This is a genomic window from Lysobacter sp. Root76 (genome assembly GCF_001428685.1).
In the GTDB taxonomy this organism is placed as follows: Bacteria; Pseudomonadota; Gammaproteobacteria; order Xanthomonadales; family Xanthomonadaceae; genus Lysobacter.
In genome coordinates this window covers 247,904-268,722 of sequence record NZ_LMIK01000006.1, presented here as the reverse complement: position 1 = coordinate 268,722, position 20,819 = coordinate 247,904, and the positions used below count along the sequence as shown (strand labels likewise).

Genomic DNA, 20,819 nt, shown 5'->3' with positions numbered 1-20,819 from the left:
TCGGCCTGCGACACACGAACGGCGCACCCAGGTGCGCCGTTCTGCATTTGAGCCACCCACACGCCGGGCACGCCTTGCGCGCGACCGGGCATCGGATACCGACATGAAATCGCTCTGCGTCTACTGCGGCTCCAACTCCGGTTCGCAACCGATCTACACCGAACGCGCGATGGCGCTGGGCCATCGCCTGGCCCAGGACGGCATCGCCCTGGTCTACGGCGGCGGCAACGTCGGCCTGATGGGCACGGTCGCCGACGCGGTGCTGGAGGCCGGCGGCGAGGCGATCGGCGTGATACCCGAGCACTTGGTCAATTGGGAGGTCGCCCACCGCGGCCTGAGCAGGCTCGAAGTGGTCGGCTCGATGCACGAGCGCAAGGCGCGCATGTTCGATCTCGCCGACGGCTTCGTGGCCCTGCCCGGCGGCTTCGGCACGCTGGACGAGATGTTCGAGATGCTGACCTGGCGCCAGCTCGGCATCGGCGACAAGCCCTGCGCCTTCCTCGACGTCGATGGCTTCTACTCGCCGTTGATGACGATGCTCGATCGCATGGTCGCCGAACGCTTCCTGCACGTCGACCAGCGCCGCGACCTGTGGCACGGCGACGACCTGGACGCGATGCTGGCCTGGATGCAGGCCTACCGTCCGGCCGAAGCGAGCAAGTGGATGGACGAGAAGCGCCGCAACGCGCTGCGCTAAGCTGCATCGATCCAGAAGGAGATTGGACGATGCGCGCGACCGTGGTGCCGTTGTTGCTCGGCTTGTGCGCCTGTCAGCCCGCCGAACCGGTCGAGCCCGAGTTCCGCGACGACACCCATGTCGTGCTCAAGCGCAGCGGCTGCCTCGGTCTGTGCGCGCCCTATGAGGTCCATATCGGCCCTGGTGGCAACCTGGTGTTCGTCGGCCGCGATCGAACCGGCCGGCATCCAGACCGAAACGAGGATGGCGAGGTACTCAGACAGTACTCGCTGGCCTATCCGCATCGCCGCGCGATGTTCGATCTGATCTTCTCCCAGGCCTACGCCGAACTCGAACCGGTCTACAGCGCCGGAGTCAGCGACGGGCAGGTCACGGTGCTCACCATCACCGATCGCCATGGCACGCGCTCGGTCTCCCAGAACGTCGCCGCCTGCCTGCGCGACCGCAAGCACCCTGGCGCGCTGCCGGCCGTTGCGGCGCCGGGCAAACCGGCGCGCTGGGTGCCGGACGTTTTCTGCGAAACCGTCGAGCTGATCGATACGGCCAGTTGCGCCGCTTATTGGAGCGCCGAACTCGAAGCGCCCGGCGACCCGGCCGATCCGCGCCTGTCGCCGCCGGAGCGCTGCCGCACGCAGTAGCACGCGACACTTCGCGCGCGACCGTGCGCCGGACTCTCGACGACATTCGCGGCACGTCGCCTGCACGGTTTGCGCTCGATGCCGAACGCGACGGCGCTCCAGGCCGGTCGGCTATCATGGAACGCTAGTCCGACGAGCCCTGCCATGAGCGTTCCCGCCTCCTCGTTCAACGCCTTCCGCATCCACAACGACGCCGACGGCTACCGCAGCGGCGTGGAGCGGATTTCGCTCGACGATCTCGCCCCGGGCGAGATCGTGATCAAGACCGCCTACTCGTCCATCAACTTCAAGGACGCGCTGGCCGGCACCGGCGAAGGCAAGATCCTGCGCCGCTTCCCGCTGGTCGGCGGCATCGACGTCGCCGGCCACGTGGTCGCCTCGACCGACGGCGCGTTCCGCGAAGGCGATGCGGTGCTGGTCACCGGCTGCGGGCTGAGCGAAACCCGCGACGGCGGTTACTCCGAATACGCGCGCCTGGAGGCGCAGTGGGCGATTCCCCTGCCCGCCGGCCTGAGCCTGCGCGAGAGCATGATCCTGGGCACGGCCGGCTTCACCGCCGCGCTGGCACTGCATCGCATGCACGACAACCGCCAGACGCCGGAACACGGCCCGCTGGCGGTGACCGGCGCGACCGGCGGCGTCGGCTCGCTGGCGATCGACATCTTCAGCCGCGCCGGCTACGAGGTGCATGCGATCAGCGGCAAGGCCGACCAGGCCGATTACCTGACCTCGATCGGCGCCAGCCAGGTGCTGGACCGCGCCGCCCTGGCGGCGGGGCGGCCGATGGAATCCGCGCGCTTCGGCGGCGGCCTGGACAACGTCGGCGGGCCGATGCTGGCCAGCCTGCTCGCGCAGACGGCGCCTTACGGCAACGTCGCCAGCGCCGGCCTGGCCGCCAGCCCTGCGCTGGATACCACGGTGATGCCATTCATCATCCGCGGCGTGTCCCTGCTGGGCGTAGCCTCGGCCGGCACCGCGCGCCAGGTACGTGACGAAGTCTGGCGGCATCTGGGCAGCGACTGGAAACCGGCGCACCTCGACCGCATATGCACCCGTGAAGTCGGGCTGGCGGAGCTGCCCCAGGTATTCCCGGGCATGCTGGCCGGGGGTTCCCTGGGCCGGACGCTGGTCGTGATCTAGTTGGCATTGCGGCGTAAGCGCGCATCGCTACAATCGACGCAATTCCGGGGGAAACACATGGCGCGTATTCTGATCGTCGACGATTCACCGTCCCAGCTGATGGGCATCCGCCGCATCGTCGAGAAGCTGGGGCATGAAGCCCTGACCGCCGAAGACGGAGCAGCGGGGGTCGAAGCCGCCAAGCGCGAAATCCCCGACCTGATCCTGATGGACGTGGTGATGCCGAACCTCAACGGCTTCCAGGCCACGCGTTCGATCTGCCGCGAGGCCAGCACCAAGCACATCCCGATCGTGCTGGTGACCACCAAGGACCTGGACACCGACCGGGTCTGGGGCATGCGCCAGGGCGCCAAGGCCTACATCACCAAGCCCTTCAGCGAGACCGACCTGTCCGAGATCATCGCCCAGCTGCTGCCGGGCTGATCGAGCTACCCGCGTTGTTATGGGCCTGCCGCGCACCGCGGCAGCGATGCGCTGTGGGAGCGAGGTAAGCCGCAACCGTCGCTACGACACCCGCTCGTCGCTTAGCCCGCCACATAGGCTGCGGTGAGCCGCAGGCGAACCGCATCGCCTGGCGCAAGCCGGAACCCGACGCCGGTGCGGTTCGCCTGCGGCTCACCACACCCTACGGCAGGGCCGCATGAACCCGATGCGGCTCGCCGCACGCCATGGCGCAATCGCGTCTGCGCTCAGGCCCGTCGCCAATCGTCGCCGAACACGTCGCGCATGCGCTCGTAGGCTTCGCGCTGCTCGTCGGTGTGCGCACGCGGCGCCAGCACTTCCAGTTCGACGATCTGATCGCCCTGCGGCGTGCCCGGCAGGCCGCGGCCGCGCAGGCGCAGCTTGCGCCCGGCTTCCGAGTTCGGCGGAATCTTCAGTTCGACCGCGCCGCCCAGGGTCGGCACGCTGATGGTCGCGCCCAGGGCGGCTTCCCACGGCGCCAGCGGCAGCACGTGGATCACGTTGCGGCCGTCGACTTCGAACTGCGGATGCGCGGCGTACTCGATCTCCAGCAGCAGATCGCCCTGCGGGCCGCCCTGCCCGTCGCGACCGCGTCCGCCTTGGCCGGCCAGGCGGATCAACTGGCCCGGGCGGATGCCCTTGGGTATGCGGACCTCCAGGATGCGGTCGTTGACCGAGATACGCACCGAACCGCCTTCGTAGATGGTCTCCAGCGCGACCGCGAGCTTGGCGCGGGTGTCGCCGCGCGGCGGCGCCCGCCCGGGCTGGCCGCCGAAGCCGGCCGGGCCGCGACCGCGCCCGAACAGACTCTCGAAGAAATCGCTGAAACCGCCGCCCGCGCCGCCGCCGGCGAAGATTTCGTCGAAGTCGGCGCCGCCGTAACCGCCGCCGAAGCCGCCCGGAGGCGGCTGAACCTCGTCGCCGGGGCGGTAGCCGCGCGCGCGCAGCTGGTCGTAGGCGCTGCGCTTCTGCGGGTCGCGCAGCGCTTCGTAGGCCTCGTTGATGGCCTTGAACTTGTCCTCGGCGCCCGCCTCCTTGCTGACGTCCGGGTGGTACTTGCGCGCCAGGCGCCGGTACGCGGTCTTGATTTCGGCTTCGCCGGCGCTGGGCTCCACACCCAGGGCTTCGTAGTAATCCTTGAATTGCATTGCAGCGCCCTCAGACTTGCGGGTGCGCGACCGCACCGGCCCACAGGGTAGGCGTCGCGCGGCCGCGCGGGAAGACCGGGCTGAAATGGCCGCTGCGCCTGCGCTTTTCAATCCTTGCGCGCACAATGCAGCGTACGACGGTCTTGACGCCACATTACGCGCGCGCCGATCAGACTGCCCCCCAAACCGGAGATATCCCATGAGCATCCAGGTCGGCGACCGCCTGCCCGAAGTCACCCTGCAACGCATCCGCGAAGGCGTCGAGACCCTCGACACCAACGCCCTGTTCGACGGCCGCAAGGTGGTCCTGTTCGCCGTGCCCGGCGCATTCACGCCGACCTGCTCGGAAAAGCACCTGCCCGGCTTCGTCGCCCATTTCGACGAATTCCGCAGCAAGGGCATCGAGGTCGCCTGCATGGCGGTCAACGACCCGTTCGTGATGCAGGCCTGGGGCCAGAGCCAGAACGTGCCCGACGGCTTGCTGATGCTCGCCGACGGCAACGGCGATTTCACCCGCGCGCTCGGCCTGGAACTCGATGCCAGCGCCTACGGCATGGGCACGCGCGCCAAGCGCTTCGCGCTCTACGCCGAAGACGGCGTGGTCTCGCAGCTGGAAGTGGAAGCGCCGGGCGAATACCGCGTGTCCTCGGCCGAGCACATGCTGTCGCTGGTCTGAATGCGGGCGACGGCGCCGACATCGCCGTCACCGACCGCTAGGCATCGTTGGGGGCACTGCCCCCAGCGACCCGCCAGGAGGTCGACATGAGCGCCAAGCCCGACGACAAGCCCATCCGCAAGCCCGCACGCGCCGCGACCGCGGCAAATCCCTCCGGCCAGCCCGCGCGCAAACCCGAAACGGCGATGATCGCCGACATCAAGGCCATCCGCGCCCGCGCCCGTCAACACATCGAGGACGGCGCGATCACCGACAGCTACACCGCCGATCGCGGCACCGTGATCAAGCTGCTCAACGAAGCCCTGGCGACCGAGATCGTCTGCGTGCTGCGCTACAAGCGCCACTATTTCATGGCCAGCGGCCTGATGGCCGACGCGGTCAAGGGCGAATTCCTCGAGCACGCCAACGAGGAACAGGCCCACGCCGACCGCATCGCCGAACGCATCGTGCAGTTGGGCGGCGCGCCCGACCTCAATCCCGACGTGCTGTCCGGCCGCGCCCATGCCGAATACGTCGAAGGCACCGACCTGCGCGACATGGTCAAAGAAGACCTGGTCGCCGAACGCATCGCCATCGACAGCTACCGCGCGATCATCGACTACCTCGGCGAGCGCGACACCACCACTCGCCGCTTGATGGAAGAGATCCTGGCCCAGGAAGAAGAACACGCCGACGAGCTGGCCGACCTGCTCGACGGCTGGACCGGCGGCTGAGCGAAGGCCTAGCGGCCGCGCGGCGACGCGAAGTGTGACCGCGTCGCATTGGGCGGAGGAACGTAGGACGTCGGGGCCTGGCGCAGCGGGCCGGCCTCGCGATGGCCGCTGTTAGACTCGCGGCCTACCTTGCCGGGTCCCCGCCGCATGTTCCGCCTGCCACGCGAGTTCGCCCCCTTCCGCCTGTTCGGCGCGCCCGTGGTGTTCCACTGGAGCGTGTTGTTGATGGCGGTGCTGATCCTGGCGCTGAAGCGCTTCTCGGTCGCCGGCCTGGTCGGCGCACTCGCCTATGTGCTGCTGATCGTCGCCCACGAAGCCGGGCATGCCTGGGTCGCGCGCCGCAACCGCCTGTACGTGCACCGACTGCTGATCTATCCGATGCATGGCGTGTGCCAGCACGAGGCGGCGCGCACCTCGGGTCAGGACATCGCCGTTGCCTGGGGCGGTATCGGCGCGCAGGCGCTGCTGTTCGTGCTGGCGATGCTGATCGGGCTGCTGCCCTTCCCGCCCGGTCCGGTGGCGTCGGTGCAAACCGCGATCGTCGTCGCCTGGGGACCGTTCAACCTGTTGCTGATGGTGCTCAATCTGTTGCCGATCGCGCCGCTGGACGGCGCCCGCGCCTGGCGTGTGCTGCCGTGGCTGGGCGAACGTTGGCGTACGCGCCCGCGCTCGCGAGCGCCGGCCAAGAAAAAGCGGCCCGTTGGCGGCGAACGCGGCAAGGTCGTGTCGTTGGACGAGCATCGCCGGCGCGTGTCGCGCTCCGACGACTGAGCTGCGCCTCAGCGCAATACCCGGAACCGCACCCGCGACCAGGCGCCGCTGTCGGCCAACGCGGTGAGCTGGTGGTCGCCGGGCTCGGCGAAATCGTGGGCGAAGCTGGCGTCGCCGTCGGTCTCGCCGATCAGGCGCCCATCGAGCAGCCATCGGATCCGGGTCGCGCTGCCGATCGCGCGCAAGGACAGGCGCAGCGGATGCACGCTGCCGGGCGCGCGCGCGATGGTCGCCAGGTCGGCCAGGCCCTCGATGCGCAGCTCTTCGCTGGCGTCGCGGCCGTCGCCTTCGCAGTCCGGCGCCAGCGCCGGCAGACGTGAGGCGCGCCGGGTTTCCGCCGCCAGCCAGGGCGAGGCCAGCGCCGGCCAACGCGCGATCTGGGCGCTGCGACGCTGATGCGCCGCGGAGCAATCGGCGGACAGGCGCAAGCCGCTGCGCGCATCAACCTCGAAGCGCTCCACGCCCGCATTCCAAAGGCGCGCGTCGCGTTCGGCGAAAGTCGGCGGTACCGAGGCGTCCAGGGTCCAGGCCTGCAGCTTTTTCTGGCACAGCTGCGGCGCCTGCGGGTCCGGCGGCAGGCCCAGCGGCCAGCACACGTCGATGTGTTCGACGTTGGCCGGCGGCGGCCGCAGCGCACCGTCGCCGCGTTGGCGCGGCAGGCTATCGACCACTTCGAACAGCAGCGGCAAGGCGGTGACCGCGCCGTACTGGCCGGGCAGCGGCGTGCCGTCGGGACGGCCGACCCAGACGCCGACCGTGTAACGGCGCGTGCCGCCCAAGGCCCAGGCATCGCGGAAACCGTAGCTGGTGCCGGTCTTCCAGGCCACGCGCGGGCGCCCGGAGGTGTCGAAGGTATCGGCGATGCTGCCCGGACGCGGATTGGCTTCGAGGATCTCGCGCACGATCCAGGCCGCGCCCGGCGACAGCAGACGCCGCTCCAATACCGGTGCATCGGGGCGATAACGCACCCGCCCGGCCAGGCCCTCGCGATTCAAGGCCGCGTAGGCGCCGACCAGATCCTCCAGGCGCGCACCGGTGCCGCCGAGGATCATCGACAAATTCGGGGTCGCGCCGCGCGGCCAGTGCAGTTCGATGCCGGCATGCGCGAGCCGCGCCGAAAATCGGCTGGGTCCGACCCGGTCGAGCAGATCGACCGCCGGCACATTGAGCGACAGACGCAGCGCCTCGGCGGCGCCGACCGGACCATTGAAGGTCGCATCGAAGTTGCCCGGCCGGTAGTCGCCGAACGCCTGCGGCGCATCCACCAACAGGCTCTCGGAATGGATCAGGCCATCGTCCAGGGCCAGCCCGTACAGGAACGGCTTGAGCGTCGAACCCGGCGAACGCCAGGCCTTGACCATGTCGACGTGGCCCAGGCGCGCGACGTCGGCGAAGGTCGCCGAACCGACGTAGGCGCGCGCTTCCAGGCTGGCGTTGTCGATCACCAGCAAGGCCGCCGAGGTGCGTTCGGGCAGGTTCGAGAAATAGGCCGCGACGCGGTCTTCCAAGGTGCGCTGTAGTTCTATGTCGATCGTCGACTGCAACCGCGCGGCCTTGGGCTGCTCGAAGCGCAGTCGCTGCGCCAGCAGCGGCGCATGCTGTGGCGGCTGCAGCGAACGTGCGACCACCGGCTCGATGCGCGCGTCCGCGACCAGGGCGCGCGACCACACCTTGAGCTCGGCCATGCGCGCGAGCACCTTGTCGCGCGCGACCCGCGCACGCTCGGGCTCGCGATCCGGCCGCAGCCGGCTCGGCGCCTGCGGCAACACCGCCAGCAAGGCGGCCTCGGCATGCGACAGGCGCGACGACGGCTTGCCCAGGTAGGCCCAGCTCGCCGCCTCCACGCCTTCGACCGTACCGCCGAACGGCGCGCGGTTGAGGTACAGGCTCAGGATCTCGCGCTTGGACAGATGCGCTTCCAGCTGCACGGCGCGCAGCAGCTGCTTGAACTTGCCCCAGGGCGTGCGCGTATGCGGGTCGAGGATGCGCGCGACCTGCATGGTCAGGGTCGAACCGCCGGACACCACCCGGCCGCTGCCCAACCATTGCCCGCCCGCGCGCAGCAAGGCGTAGGGATTGACGCCCGGGTGTTTCCAGAACCAGCGGTCCTCGTAGTTCAGCAGCGCCTGCAGGTACAGCGGCGAGACCTGCTCGATGGACACCGGATAACGCCAGATGCCGCCGCGGTCGGCGAACGCGCGCAAGGGCGTGCCGTCGGCGGCGACCACGACCGCGCCGGCCTGGCCGTCGCGCGGCAAAGGCAGCGGGAACGCCAGATCCAACAGCATCGCCGAGGTGGCGAACAGCAGCGCGGCGAGCAGCAGCTTCAGGCCGAAGCGGCGCGGTTTTGGCGGCGCTGTCGCTACCGTTGCCGCTACCGTTGCCGCTGCCGCTGCCGCTGCCGTTGCCGTTGCGGTTGCCGAATCCGACTTCCCTCCAGCCAAGCGACGCCACCAGCGCTTGCACGCGCCTAGGCCCCCTCTCCCGCCTGCGGGAGAGGGTTGGGGTGAGGGCCGCTCCGACGCCGGAGGTTCCGTACTGCTCACTGGATGGTCCGGCTTTCTTCTACTGGGAGTGCTGGAAACAATAGGCGCTTGTGCGAGCGGGCGTCGCGAAGGGCCTCGCGCCTGCGGCGCTCGTGGCCCTCACCCCAACCCTCTCCCGCAAGCGGGAGAGGGAGCAGATGCGCCGGCGCCGGCGCCAGCGCCTGGAGCTCACCTACAGCGCCGGGATTCACCTACCCGGCTGCTTCACCGTCAGCATCGCCGGCACCGCCTTGCCGACGCCGCGCAGGTCGGGACGGTACATGTCCTCGACCAGCGACGGCGGCACGGTGTAGGTGCCCGGCGTGACTGCGCGCACCAGGTAGAACACCCGCGCGGTGTCGCCGACGTCGAGCTTGAGCGCGGCCACGTAACGGTCGTCGCGGAACTCCTCGTGGCGCACTTCGGCGGCCGAGTCGCGGTCGGAGATCTCGATCCCGTCCACCACCACGCCGGCCCATTGCTTGGCGTCGCCGAGGTTGAAGTTCTCGATCTCCAGGCCCGCCGGCAGCAGGTCGGTGAGCAAGGCGTCCGGCATGGCGCGGCTGGCCTTGATGCTGACCTGCACGATCAGCGCGTCGCCCTCTTCCAGGGTGCCGCCCTCCCAGGCCTCGCCCTTGGTCGTGTAGTACTTGCGCTTGACCTCGATCACCGAGCTGTCCGGATCGGGCGCGCGGCGCGGCACGCCGGCGATCTCCATGCTCGCGTACAGCGGCGGCTGGCCGACCGGATCGAAGCTCACGCCGGCGGCCAGCGCGTCGTAGTCGAACACGCGACCGACGATCTTGGCCGCGCCGGCATCGGAGGCGATGTCGCCGACCTTCCACTGGCCGGACACGGTCTTGGCCTGGTCGGCCATCAGCGCCTTGCCCAGGCGCGCCAACGCGACCTGTTCCTGCGTGCTCAGCCACAGCCAGCCGCGATTGCGGCGCGCATCCAGTTCCAGGCCCAGCGGCACCGCACGGCCGTCGTAGGCCGGCGTGGCGAAGCCGCGTTCGTGCACCAGCGCGATCATCAGCGCGTCGTCGCGCACGCGGCTGCCGTAGTCGCCCAGATACTCCGGGCGGTCCTTGGAATCCTTGGCGAAACCTTCGGCGATCGCCTTCTTGCCGCGCGCCTTGTCGCCCTGCAGCGACAGCGCCAGACCCAGGTGGACCAGCGGCAGGCCAGTCAGGCTGTTCTTGCGCTCGTTGTCGTACAAGGCGCGCAAGGTGCCCAGCGGGGCGCGGTTGACCCGCGCCAGCACGTAGCCGGCGTGAGCCTGGTAGGCGAACTTGAGGTGTTCGCGGCGGTCGTAGCCGAAGAACTGGGCGCCGCCGGACAGCAGGTCCTCGTTGAGCACCTTCAGCGATTTCTGCAGCATCGCCTCGGGCACGGCGAAGCCGGCGTCGCGCGCGTCGAGCAGGAACTCGACCACGTACGGCGTGATCGCCTGATTGACGTAGTCGCCGTCGCCCCACATCGAGTAGTGGCCGGAGCCGATCTGCATCGCCGCAAGGCGGCCGAACGCGCCTTCCATGCGCGCGCGCCGCTGCTTGGCGTCCAGGCCCTTGACCCCGAGCATCTTCGCGGTCGCCTCGTCGAGTTCGAGCGCGGCGTAACCCTTGCTGGTGGTCTGTTCGGCGCAGCCGTACGGATATTCCAGGGCACCCTGCAGTGCGCTCGCGAACGGAATCGGCGGCAGCGCGCTGACCGTCATGCGCGCGTTGACCGAGCCCGGCATCAGGCCGTCGGCGAAATCCGCGCCCAGGCGCACCGGCGCGGTCTGCTCCAGCACCTGGGTGCGCGCACGCAGCACCTGCGGCCAGGCCGGACGCACCGGCACGTCGTAGCGCCGGTCGACCTTGTAGCCGTTGCCTTCCACCCGCACGCGCACCTGCGCGACCGTGTATCCCTCGCGGGCGACGATCGGGAAGGTATAGGTGGTCTTGGCCTCGACGCCCAGCGCGGCCTTGCGGTTGCCGTCGCTCAGCGACAGCGGGCCGATGCCTTCGACCTTGACCTCGAACTCGCCGGCCCGGCCGGTGAAGTTCTGCACGTCGAGCGTGACGTTGCTGCGGTCGCCGGGAGCGAGCACGCGCGGCGTGCTGGCCTCGGCCAGGACCGGCGCCCGCACGACGGTTTCGCGGTCGCGCTTGCCGTATTTGCCGCCGGAATACACCAGCGCCGACACCCGCAGGGTGCCGTTGAAATCAGGCACGGCCAGCTTGACCACGGCATTGCCCTTGGCGTCCAAACGCACCGGCCCTGCGAACAGGTCCACGGTCTGCACCTTGGCGGTCGGACGCCGCGCCTGCGGCAGCGCCTCCAAGGCCATGTCGCCGCCGAAGCGGATCTTGGCGGTGCCGCCTTCGAAACTTTCGATCACGCGCCCGTAGACGTCGTAGGCATCCACGCCCAGGCGACGCTGGGCGAAGAAATGCGCGGCCGCGTCCGGCACCGGGAAGCGGGTGATGTTGAGGATGCCGACGTCGACCGCGGACACGGTGACGTAGGCCTCCTGCCCGGCCAGCTGCGGCGCGCTGACGGTGACCGGCAGGTTCTGCTCGGGCCGCATCAGCTTGGGCACGTTGAGGCCGACCGCGACCGTGCGATCGCGCCGGTCCATCGGCACGTGCGCGATACCGACCGCGCGCGCCGGCGTGATCTTGCTGGGCGCGCTGCCGCCGCGGAACACCAGCGCGGTGACGTAGATGTCGTGGCGCTCCCAGTCGGCGGTGACCGGAATCTCGTAGCTGCTGCCGGCTTTGACGTCGATCGCCTGCACGTACAGCATGCGATCGCTCTCGACCATCAGCACGCCCTTGCCGGCGTGCGGCGGGGTCAGGGTGATCTTGAGCGTATCGCCGGCCTTGTAGGCGGTCTTGTCGAGCGCGATCTTGACCTTGTCCGGACGCGCGTCGAGGCCGCGGTTCTGGTCGTCCCAGCTCCAGCCGGCCTTGAACGGATAGCGCGAGGTCAGCTTGGTCGCCGGGTCGTAGACGTCGAGACGGTACTCGCCCCACTCGACCGGGAAGTCCACGCGCAGCGGCGAGGCGCCCAGGTCGACGTTGCGGGTCTGGATGTCTTCGTAGCGGCGGTTGAAGTCGTAGTCCCAGCCGCCGTCGGCGTCGTAGTTCCAGTGGTAGTCGCGGTGTTCGCGCACCAGGGTCACGCGCAGGGCCTTGCCCGGACGCGGCTTGCCGTCGGCGCCGACGCGGGTCAGCTCGAAGCCGGCATTGCCGTTGGAATCGGTGCCTTCCTTGTCGTCGAACAAGGGACGCACGCCGACCAGCGCATCGGCCGGCCACAGCACGCGCTTGAGGCTGCGGTTGACGCTGCGGCCGCCGCTTTCGTAGACGCTGCCGGTGAGGATGGCGGCGATCGGGCTGACCGGCTTGGCCTCGCTGGGCAGGGAGATGTCCTGCTGCAACTTGCCCTGGGCATCGAGCGTGGCGTCGACCACGTCCTTGGCTTCCTTGGGCAGGGTCAGGGTCGGGTCGCCGAAGAAGTAGCCCGGCAGCTGTTCCAGCGGATGCTGCTCCACCGTCACCGCGAGCTTGGCGGTGAAACGGTTGCCGGCCGCGGGCGCGCCGTACAGATAGGCGCCGTCGACCGCGAGCTTGATCGGCTCGCCGGGCTTGAGCGTGGCCTGGGCATTGAGGTCGAGCTTGAGGCGCTCCGGCAGGAATTCCTCGATGCGCAGGGTCATGCCCTGCACCGCTTCCTTGCTGGCCGGATCGGTGCGGAACTCGACCCGCCAGCGCCCGGTCGCGGCGTCGGCCGGAATCACCTGGGCGTGGCGCACGTAGCCCTGGGTATCGGGTTGCAGGCGCGTTTCCAGGAAGGTCTTGCCGTCGGGCTGGACGTAGCGCAGGAACACCGGCTGCAGCGCCTTGCCCTTGAGCGCGACCGGCTTGCCGTCCTGGTCGCGCAGCAGCGCCGACAGGCGCACGGTTTCGCCGGGACGATAGAGATCGCGGCCGGACCAGGCGAACACATCGAACCAGGCCTGCTCGCGGCCGGACACCGCGAACTCGGACAGATCCAGCGCCGGCTGGTTGAACGGCAGCATCGACACGTCGCTGCCGCGCTGCGCGACCAGCACCTGGGTCGCATCGAGCTTGTAGGCCAGCATGACGTTGCCGTTGCGGTCGGTCTCGCCCTTCATCACCGGCTCGCCGTTGGCGTCGATGACCTTGAGCTCGACCCCGCCGACCGCATCGCCGCTCTCCAGCGAGGCGGTGTGCACGAACAGCTTGTCCTTGTAGGCGCGCGCATGCAGGCCCAGATCGCTGACGGTGAAGAACGCGGTCTCGAACTCGTCCTTGAACTGGCCGGCGCGCTTCATCACCGCGAAATACAGGCCGGGCTTCTGCAGCTCTTCGATGTCCTGCAGCGGCAGATAGGTCAGCACGCGCTCGTTGGGCTTGCCGCCGAGCACGAAGCGATTGACGTAGACCGGTTCGGCGAGCTTGGACAGCGGCGTCTTGTCGTCCCAGTCGCGCTCCAGCTCCCAGCTGCCGCGACGGCCGCCGCGCTGGTACTCGGCGAAGAACTTCGGCAGGTCCTTGTCCTTGATGCGCATGAACTCGACGTCGACTTCGGCGACGTTGATCGAGACCACCGGCAGGCCGCGGCTCTCGCGCGCCGGCAGCACGCTGCCCTGCGAGGCGAAACCGACCACCGGATCCAGCGGCCCGGTGTAGACGTTGCTGGTCAGGGTCTTGCCGATGCGGTCGCCGTTGGCGGCGGTGAGGCCGCCCTTGATGGTGACCACGTAATCCTTGCTCGCCTCCACGTGCGGGAAGCGCAGCAGCTTGCCGCCCTCATCCAGAACCCAGCTGCCCTTGACCACGGCGCCGTTCTTGTCGGCGACCGCGATCAACTCGTCGAAAGCCTGGGTGCCGACCAGCGGCTGGCTGAATTCCAGGGCGATCGCCAGCTGTTCGTCGGCTTTCTGATCGGGATAAGCGGCGACCAGGCCGAAACCCTGCACGGTTTCGCGCTTGGCCTTGATGGCTTCGCCGCTGACTTCGGGCAATTGGCCGGTGGTGTCGCGCTTGCATGCCGCAGGGCCGGCTGCAAGCAGCAGGGCCAGGGCGACGACAGCGACCGGACGCGCGACGCGTCGGATCAGGCTCACAGCAGGACCCACGCGTTCCATCGTTGTCTCTCCCTGGTTTGCGACGAAGTATAGAGCGACGTTGGCGTCACGTAGAGAGGGTTTAGACAAGTTTTTGCGTCCGCAGGCGAAATATCGGCACCGTCCTGGCGCATGCGGGACGCGGATCGGCTGACACGATCGCCGGCGCGCCCGCACTCGCTCGCACGAAGTCGGCTCCGGACCGGCGCCCTTTCATTCGTCCGCTCGGCGACGTGCCACAAACGCACCTGAAACATTGTTTCAAATCACCCTTCCCTCCCCCTGCATGGCGCAACCGGTGTGCCGATGCATGACAAGAATCACATTGCGCGTGCCTCAGCGCCGGCTTTTTCCCTCTACGACCGGGCGGGTCTTGGCTAGCTTGGAAAAAGAGCGGGCCGCCAACCCGTTCGCCACTGACCCTGCGCATCGGCAGCACGGACGCCGTGCCAGGGATCGCCATCGACACGGCCGCCATCCGGCCGACCTGGGAGAGAGAACCCGATGACCACCCGCAAGCACGCAGCGCGGCTCGCCAAAGCCGCCCTGCTCCTGTCCATCGCCAGCGCGCCCGCCTTCGCCGCCAAGCCGCTGTTCGTCGGCGGGCCGGCGCCGGCGCCGCAACGCGCCGCACTGGCCACCGCGCAGCAATTGTCCAAGGCCGCCCCGACCCGCAGCCTGCGCATCGAGCGCGCCGACGCCTCGGTGGTCAGCGCGCAGACCCGCGAAATCGAACTGCGCCTGGGTTCGCACCTGGTCAATGCCGTGCTCGACGACGCGCATCAGACCGAACGCGGCAACACCGTGTGGCTCGGCCGTCTGCGCGACTCGCGCGGCGCCTCGGCCCTGCGCGGTGCGCGCGAAGTGCGCGTCGACGAGCGCAACTCGGTCGCCCTGGTCCGCCATGGCAACCGCATCACCGGCAACGTGCGCGTCGACGGCACCCTGTACCGCATCCAGTCCCTGCCCGACGGCAGCAATGCGGTGATCGAAGTCGACGAAACGCGGATGCCGCCGGACCACGCCGCCGATTACAGCGAAGCCGACCTGCCGCAGATCGACATGCGTGCGGCCGCCGCTCGCGCCAGCCGCAGCAGCGGCGGCCTGGTCGGCGCGGCCGCGATCGACCCCGGCGCCACCGCCACCATCCGCGTCCAGGTGGTCGCCACCAACCAGGCCGTCACGGCCTACGGCGGCGACATGGAAGCGCTGATCGAACTGGCCGTGGCCGAGAGCAACCAGGGCTACGTCAATTCCAACGTCGGCATCAACATGGTCCTGGCCAACTACCGCACGGTGGAATACACCTCGGTCGGCGACGGCCACGCCACCGACGTGCAGCGCTTCGCCGGCACCAGCGACGGCTACATGGACGACGTCCACGCCAGCCGCGACGCCAACGCCGCCGACGTCAACGTGCTGGTCATCAACGACGACAGCAACTGCGGCCGCGCCAGCTCGATCGGCTCCAACGCCGCCAGTGCGTTCGCGACCGTGTACTGGGATTGCGCGACCGGCTACTACAGCTTCGCCCATGAGATCGGCCATCTGCTGTCGGCGCGCCACGATCCGGCCAACGACCCCACCAGCACGCCGTACGCCTACGGACACGGCTACCAGTACACGCCCGCCTCGGGCGCGCGCTGGCGCACGATCATGGCCTACCAGTGCAGCGGTACGGCCTGCACCCGCCTGAACTACTGGTCCAACCCGGACGTCACCTATAACGGCGTGGCCATGGGCACCACCAACCTCAACCACAACCAGCGCGTGCTGGTACAGACCAAGGCGGCGATGGCGGCGTTCCGCGCCGACCCCGGCGCCAACGTGGCACCGGTGGCCAACTTCACCTCTTCGGCCAGCGGCCTGACGGTGGCGTTCACCGACTCGTCGACCGACAGCGACGGCAGCATCGTCTCGCGCAGCTGGAACTTCGGCGACAGCACCACCNCGGTGGCGGCAACGCCGCACCGGTGGCGAACTTCACGTCTTCGGCCAGCGGCCTGACGGTGGCGTTCACCGACTCGTCGACCGACAGCGACGGCAGCATCGTCTCGCGCAGCTGGAACTTCGGCGACAGCACCACCTCGACGGCGACCAACCCGAGCAAGACCTACTCGGCCGCCGGCACCTACACGGTGACGCTGACGGTGACCGACGACGACGGCGCGACCAACACCAAGACCGCCACGNGGCGACCAACCCGAGCAAGACCTACTCGGCCGCCGGCACCTACACGGTGACGCTGACGGTGACCGACGACGACGGCGCGACCAACACCAAGACCGCCACCGTCACCGTCAATGCCAGCGGCGTGCAGACCTACACCAACGGCACCGACGTCAGCATTCCCGACAACAACGCGACCGGCGTGAGCAGTTCGATCGTGGTCTCGGGCCGGACCGGCAATGCGCCGAGCAACACCTCGATCTCGGTCAACATCGTGCATCCGTACAAGGGCGACCTGATCGTCGACCTGATCGCGCCGGACGGCTCGGTCTACAACATCCACAACCGTTCCGGCGGCAGCGCCGACAACGTCACCGGCACCTTCATCAAGGACCTGTCGAGCGAAGCGCTCAACGGCACCTGGAAGCTGCGTGCCGCCGATCGTGCCGGCGCGGACGTGGGCTACATCGATACCTGGAGCATCACCTTCTGATGCCGCCACTACCGGGCGCCCGCGCCCGGTTCGCGACGCAACCCGAACCCCGGCTCCGGCCGGGGTTTTTCTTTGGCTGCGCGTCCAAACCGGTATCGGGGCCACCACGATAACTGGAATAGCGCCCACGCTTATTCGCGGAATTTCATCACATTAGTTGCTTGATTATTCCTGTGAAAATAATCCAGGGACCCGGACTATTCACGAATGAGCGATGGAAACCATTGATTTACATGAATAACCCCGCCGCCGCATTCAGGCCATTCGCACCCCGTTTCCGCGGCGCATTATCTTTGTGCGGCGCAACAAAATATTTAAAACATTATTACAAACCAGTTTCGGTCTTGTGAAATCTAGATTCACACGCCAAAACCGGCAAAAAAACGGTTTCAGATGTAAGCGCCGTGCACTGCATCAGTACGCATTGATTACTTAACTAATGTGACCTGGTTCCACTACTTTGACGCCGATTTGCACAGAGACCTAGCGTCGCCACGCCGCCGCAAAGGACATCGCGTCGGCGTCCGATAGACCCACGACCTACCGCACGCACAAGGACGTATCGGTGCGCAGGCCAGGGCGTGTTGGTGACAGGGGGCGGATGCACCACCTGCAGTGAGCCGGCCGCGCCCGCGGCCCGACCAACAACACTAGTTCGGGGGTATCACCAGTGAATCGCCATTCCATACCGAAACTGCACGCACTCGCGGCCGCGGCCGCCCTGGTCCTGACCGCAGGCGCCGCCGACGCCGCGCAGCGCGTGGACCTGCACCAGCGCAACGTCGCCCAGCTCAACCAGCAGTACCGCGCAGCGACCGCCAGCGTCGGCGCCAGCGCCGATGCCGGCGCGCGTCACGCCGAGATGCTGGCATTGGATACGCAATCGACCCTCAAGGCGGTCGCGATCAAGACCGATCGTAGCGGCGCCCGTCACTATCGTTACCAGCAGAGCTATCGCGGCGTGCCGATCTTCGGCGAGCAGGTTGTGGTCAGCGAAGACGCCAACGGCAACGTCCGCACCCTGTTCGGCCAGATGATCGGCGGGCTCGATGCCGACCTGCCCAGCGTCACGCCCAAGCTCGCCAAGGCGCAGGCGCTGAGCATCGGCAAGCGCGCCGGCCTGGGCAACCGCCAGGGCCTGCTGAGCACCCGCAGCGAGAAGACCGAGCAGGTCATCTACGTCGACGACGGCGGCCGCGCGCATCTGGCCTATGTCGTGTCCTACTTAGCCGACTCCGCCAAGGGCGGCGCGCCGACCCGTCCGTTCGTGATCGTCGACGCCGGCAGCGGCGCGGTGCTCAAGCAGTGGGACGCGCTCGCCCACGCCAACGCCACCGGTCCCGGCGGCAACCAGAAGACCGGCCAGTACGAATACGGCACCGACTTCGGTTATCTGGACGTCGCCCAGAGCGGCACCACCTGCACCATGAACAACACGAACGTGAAGACGGTCAACCTCAATCACGGCACCAGCGGCAGCACGGCGTTCTCGTTCACCTGCCCGCGCAATACCGTGAAGACCATCAACGGCGCGTACTCGCCGCTCAACGATGCGCATTACTTCGGCAAGGTCGTGTACGACATGTACGGCGCCTATGTCGGCGTGCCCCCGCTGAGCTTCCAGCTGACCATGCGCGTGCACTACAGCACCAGCTACCAGAACGCGTTTTGGGACGGCTCGGCGATGACCTTCGGCGACGGCGGCTCGACCTTCTACCCGCTGGTCAGCCTGGACGTGTCGGCGCACGAGGTCTCGCACGGCTTCACCGAGCAGAACTCGAACCTGACCTACTCCGGCCAGTCCGGCGGCATCAACGAAGCGTTCTCGGACATGGCCGGCGAAGCCGCCGAGTACTACATGAACGGCAGCAACGACTTCCTGGTCGGCGCGCAGATCTTCAAGGCCACCGGCGCCCTGCGCTACATGGCCAATCCGCCGCAGGACGGCAGCTCGATCGGCCACGCCTCGAACTACACCAGCGGCATGGACGTGCATTACTCGTCCGGCGTGTACAACAAGGCCTTCTGGAAGCTGGCCACCACCTCCGGCTGGGATACGCAGAAGGCGTTCAAGGCTTTCGCCCGCGCCAACCAGCTGTACTGGACCGCGAGCACCAACTTCATCCAGGGCTCCTGCGGCGTCGAGACCGCGGCCACCGATCTGGGTTACAACGTCGCCGACGTCAGCGCGGCCTTCGCCCTGGTCGGCGTCGACTGCCCAGGCGGCGGCAACGCTCCTCCGGTGGCGAACTTCAGCGCCTCGGTCAGCGGCCTGAGCGTGGCCTTCACCGACACCTCCACCGACAGCGACGGCACCATCGCCTCGCGTAGCTGGAACTTCGGCGACGGCACCACGTCCACCGCGGCCAATCCGAGCAAGACCTACGCGACGGCCGGCACCTACACGGTCACGCTGACGGTCACCGACGACGACGGCGCCACCAACACCAAGACCTCCTCGGTCACGGTCGGCGGCACCGGTACCCAGACCTACAGCAACGGTACCGACTACGCCATCAACGACAACTCCACCGTCGAAAGCCCGATCTCGGTCTCCGGCCGCACCGGCAACGGTCCGAGCAACGCCTCGATCTCGGTCACGATCATCCACACCTACAAGGGCGACCTGAAGGTGGACCTGGTCGCGCCGGACGGCACGCTCTACAACATCCACAACCGCACCGGCGGCAGCGCCGACAACGTTACCGGCACCTTCACCAAGAACCTGACCAGCGAAGCGCTGAACGGTACCTGGAAGCTGCGCGTCAACGACAATGCGGCACTGGACACCGGCCGTATCGACACCTGGAGCATCACGTTCTGATCGCCCTCGCCGGGCCGCGGATGCGGCCCGGTTCTGGCGTGCACCCACAAAAACCCCGGCCTCGGCCGGGGTTTTTCTTGGCGACGATCGCGGCCTCGTTGTCGCGTCCGGCCCGGCGATACGGACTCGGTACGCATGCCGCGCGAACCTGCGACTCAGGGCGCGTACTTGATCTCGCTGCCGATGCGGGTGTACTCGGCCCGCATCCACGGGATATCGCGGGTGCCCAGGCCCTGCGGATGGAACCAGAGGAAGGGCATCAGCATCACCACCGATCCGTCGGCGCGCGCGAAGTCGTACATGCGTTGCGGCGTATGCGGCCAGCCGTCCAAGCCCGGAGCGTTGGTCGCGGCCTGCGGCACCAGGATCACACGCTGCCAGTTGGTGTCGATCCGGGTCTTGAGCTGATTGATCTGTTTGAGGTATTCGTCATCGTTGGCGCCGTAGTTGTCCAGGCCGACCCAGTTGAACTGACGCACGCCGAAGGTGAGGCCCTCGGTGCCAGGCTTGCTGTAACGGGCGCTGACGATCGCGGCGATCGGCACGTTCGCGGTCGAGGCGTTCCAGCGCACCGTCGACAAGGCTTCGGTCAGGATCGGGTTGGCTCGGGTCGTCCAACCGTCCGGCCCCTTGGCATCGTTGAGCCCGCACAGCTCGGGTTCGTCCACCGGATAGAACGCGGCCACGGTGCTGGCGGCCGGATTGTTCGGCACCAGGTAGCCCTGATTGATCAGCTGATCGACGAACTGGTTCCACTGCAGCACCCGGCCGGGATTGGGCTTGTACGGGCAGCTGTCGTTGGCGCCGGTGGTGAACAGCAGCTTGTGCACGTCGATCACGGCCTTGAGGTTGCGCGCCTTGGCCTGCGCCAGTTCGGAGAAGATCAGGTTGATCGCGTCCTGCTGGTTCGGAATCGAATAGGTCTGGATGAAGGTGATGTTGGTGTGGTCGCCGTTGTCGGCGGTGTTGCCGCTGTTGGCGTAGTAGCCGAAATACTGCGGTTGCCCCGCGCTTGCGCTGTGGGCGGACAGCAGCAGGCCGGTGGCCAGGACGGTCGTGGTCAATTTCATGGGGGAAGGCTCCAGAGTCGATTGAGACACAACGCTATGCGCCTGCTTATCCGCAGTGCGCTCGCGTAAGGTTCGGACCGATGTCGCCCCTGTCGTCGACATCCATGTCCGGCTTCGACCATAGGGAGCGTTGCGAACGGCGATCAACGCGATGTGCCGCGTTTGCGACGAAGCGTGCGCCGGCTGCGGCCAGCGGCGCGCCGAACCGTTTCGGCGACGAACGCCTGGCGACGATCCGTGCGCGGCTTGCGGCAGAGCGCGCCCGCTGTTTACGGATGCGCGATATCTGCGCGAACGCTGGAGGTTCCCGCCGACGCGATCGGGGAATCGAATGCGATTGCGCCCCGGCA

At 68.1% G+C, this 20,819-nt stretch carries 12 protein-coding genes and 3 pseudogenes; 11 read left to right on the top strand and 4 right to left on the bottom strand.

Annotated features, from left to right (window positions below; translation table 11 throughout):
• Positions 1–103 precede the first annotated feature (103 nt).
• The 4 genes from ASE10_RS13150 to pilH all read left to right on the top strand — a co-directional run bounded on the left by ASE10_RS13150 (position 104) and on the right by pilH (position 2,898).
• Positions 104–697 carry a TIGR00730 family Rossman fold protein gene (locus ASE10_RS13150; RefSeq protein ID WP_055906520.1) on the top strand — a complete coding sequence of 198 codons (594 nt, stop codon included), beginning with the start codon at positions 104–106 and terminating at the stop codon, positions 695–697.
• A gap of 29 nt (positions 698–726) precedes the next feature.
• Positions 727–1,335 carry a hypothetical protein gene (locus ASE10_RS13145; RefSeq protein WP_055906517.1) on the top strand — a complete coding sequence of 203 codons (609 nt, stop codon included), beginning with the start codon at positions 727–729 and terminating at the stop codon, positions 1,333–1,335.
• Between the two features lie 144 nt (positions 1,336–1,479).
• Positions 1,480–2,475, top strand: coding sequence for a YhdH/YhfP family quinone oxidoreductase (locus ASE10_RS13140; protein ID WP_056305384.1), 996 nt, complete (start codon positions 1,480–1,482; stop codon positions 2,473–2,475).
• Between the two features lie 57 nt (positions 2,476–2,532).
• Positions 2,533–2,898: a twitching motility response regulator PilH gene (gene pilH, locus ASE10_RS13135; protein WP_055906512.1), complete on the top strand. Its 366-nt coding sequence runs from the start codon at positions 2,533–2,535 to the stop codon at positions 2,896–2,898.
• 266 nt (positions 2,899–3,164) lie between these two features.
• Here the strand turns inward: pilH and ASE10_RS13130 are convergent, their stop codons facing one another.
• A complete protein-coding gene (locus tag ASE10_RS13130) occupies positions 3,165–4,085 on the bottom strand; it encodes a DnaJ C-terminal domain-containing protein (RefSeq protein ID WP_056102434.1) in 921 nt (306 codons plus the stop codon).
• A gap of 199 nt (positions 4,086–4,284) precedes the next feature.
• On the opposite strand from ASE10_RS13130, the gene ASE10_RS13125 reads away from it, so the two are divergent.
• From ASE10_RS13125 to ASE10_RS13115, 3 genes are all read left to right on the top strand, one after another.
• Positions 4,285–4,761 carry a peroxiredoxin gene (locus tag ASE10_RS13125; RefSeq protein WP_055906506.1) on the top strand — a complete coding sequence of 159 codons (477 nt, stop codon included), beginning with the start codon at positions 4,285–4,287 and terminating at the stop codon, positions 4,759–4,761.
• A gap of 185 nt (positions 4,762–4,946) precedes the next feature.
• A complete protein-coding gene (locus ASE10_RS13120) occupies positions 4,947–5,474 on the top strand; it encodes a ferritin-like domain-containing protein (RefSeq protein ID WP_056305632.1) in 528 nt (175 codons plus the stop codon).
• A 147-nt stretch (positions 5,475–5,621) separates the two neighbouring features.
• Entirely contained in the window at positions 5,622–6,245 is a 624-nt protein-coding gene (locus ASE10_RS13115; protein WP_055906504.1) for a hypothetical protein, read from the top strand.
• Between the two features lie 8 nt (positions 6,246–6,253).
• Here ASE10_RS13115 and pbpC read toward each other — a convergent pair whose 3' ends face one another.
• A complete protein-coding gene (gene pbpC, locus ASE10_RS13110) occupies positions 6,254–8,575 on the bottom strand; it encodes a penicillin-binding protein 1C (RefSeq protein ID WP_235565873.1) in 2,322 nt (773 codons plus the stop codon).
• A gap of 403 nt (positions 8,576–8,978) precedes the next feature.
• Entirely contained in the window at positions 8,979–13,934 is a 4,956-nt protein-coding gene (locus tag ASE10_RS13105) for an alpha-2-macroglobulin (protein ID WP_055906498.1), read from the bottom strand.
• 483 nt (positions 13,935–14,417) lie between these two features.
• Here ASE10_RS13105 and ASE10_RS13100 point away from each other — a divergent pair.
• The 4 genes and pseudogenes from ASE10_RS13100 to ASE10_RS13085 all read left to right on the top strand — a co-directional run.
• Positions 14,418–15,722 (top strand): annotated as a pseudogene (locus ASE10_RS13100) (M12 family metallo-peptidase); the annotation flags it as partial.
• Positions 15,708–15,863: pseudogene (locus ASE10_RS21110) on the top strand (PKD domain-containing protein); the annotation flags it as partial. The pseudogenes ASE10_RS13100 and ASE10_RS21110, both read left to right, overlap by 15 nt.
• Positions 15,864–15,886: 23 nt before the next feature.
• Positions 15,887–16,105: pseudogene (locus ASE10_RS20255) on the top strand (PKD domain-containing protein); the annotation flags it as partial.
• Between the two features lie 1,140 nt (positions 16,106–17,245).
• The gene (locus ASE10_RS13085) at positions 17,246–19,399 is read left to right on the top strand and encodes a M4 family metallopeptidase (protein ID WP_082559816.1); all 2,154 of its coding nucleotides are present in this window, start codon (positions 17,246–17,248) and stop codon (positions 19,397–19,399) included.
• Positions 19,400–19,554: 155 nt separating this feature from the next.
• On the opposite strand, the gene ASE10_RS13080 is transcribed toward ASE10_RS13085, so the two are convergent.
• Positions 19,555–20,469: a hypothetical protein gene (locus ASE10_RS13080; protein WP_056305382.1), complete on the bottom strand. Its 915-nt coding sequence runs from the start codon at positions 20,467–20,469 to the stop codon at positions 19,555–19,557.
• Between the last annotated feature and the right edge of the window lie 350 nt (positions 20,470–20,819).

Coding starts and splice junctions, on each gene's coding strand:
- ASE10_RS13150 (WP_055906520.1), top strand. CDS start 104: ATGAAATCGCTCTGCGTCTACTGCGGCTCCAACTCCGGTTCGCAACCG.
- ASE10_RS13145 (WP_055906517.1), top strand. CDS start 727: ATGCGCGCGACCGTGGTGCCGTTGTTGCTCGGCTTGTGCGCCTGTCAG.
- ASE10_RS13140 (WP_056305384.1), top strand. CDS start 1,480: ATGAGCGTTCCCGCCTCCTCGTTCAACGCCTTCCGCATCCACAACGAC.
- pilH (WP_055906512.1), top strand. CDS start 2,533: ATGGCGCGTATTCTGATCGTCGACGATTCACCGTCCCAGCTGATGGGC.
- ASE10_RS13130 (WP_056102434.1), bottom strand. CDS start 4,085: ATGCAATTCAAGGATTACTACGAAGCCCTGGGTGTGGAGCCCAGCGCC.
- ASE10_RS13125 (WP_055906506.1), top strand. CDS start 4,285: ATGAGCATCCAGGTCGGCGACCGCCTGCCCGAAGTCACCCTGCAACGC.
- ASE10_RS13120 (WP_056305632.1), top strand. CDS start 4,947: ATGATCGCCGACATCAAGGCCATCCGCGCCCGCGCCCGTCAACACATC.
- ASE10_RS13115 (WP_055906504.1), top strand. CDS start 5,622: ATGTTCCGCCTGCCACGCGAGTTCGCCCCCTTCCGCCTGTTCGGCGCG.
- ASE10_RS13105 (WP_055906498.1), bottom strand. CDS start 13,934: ATGGAACGCGTGGGTCCTGCTGTGAGCCTGATCCGACGCGTCGCGCGT.
- ASE10_RS13080 (WP_056305382.1), bottom strand. CDS start 20,469: ATGAAATTGACCACGACCGTCCTGGCCACCGGCCTGCTGCTGTCCGCC.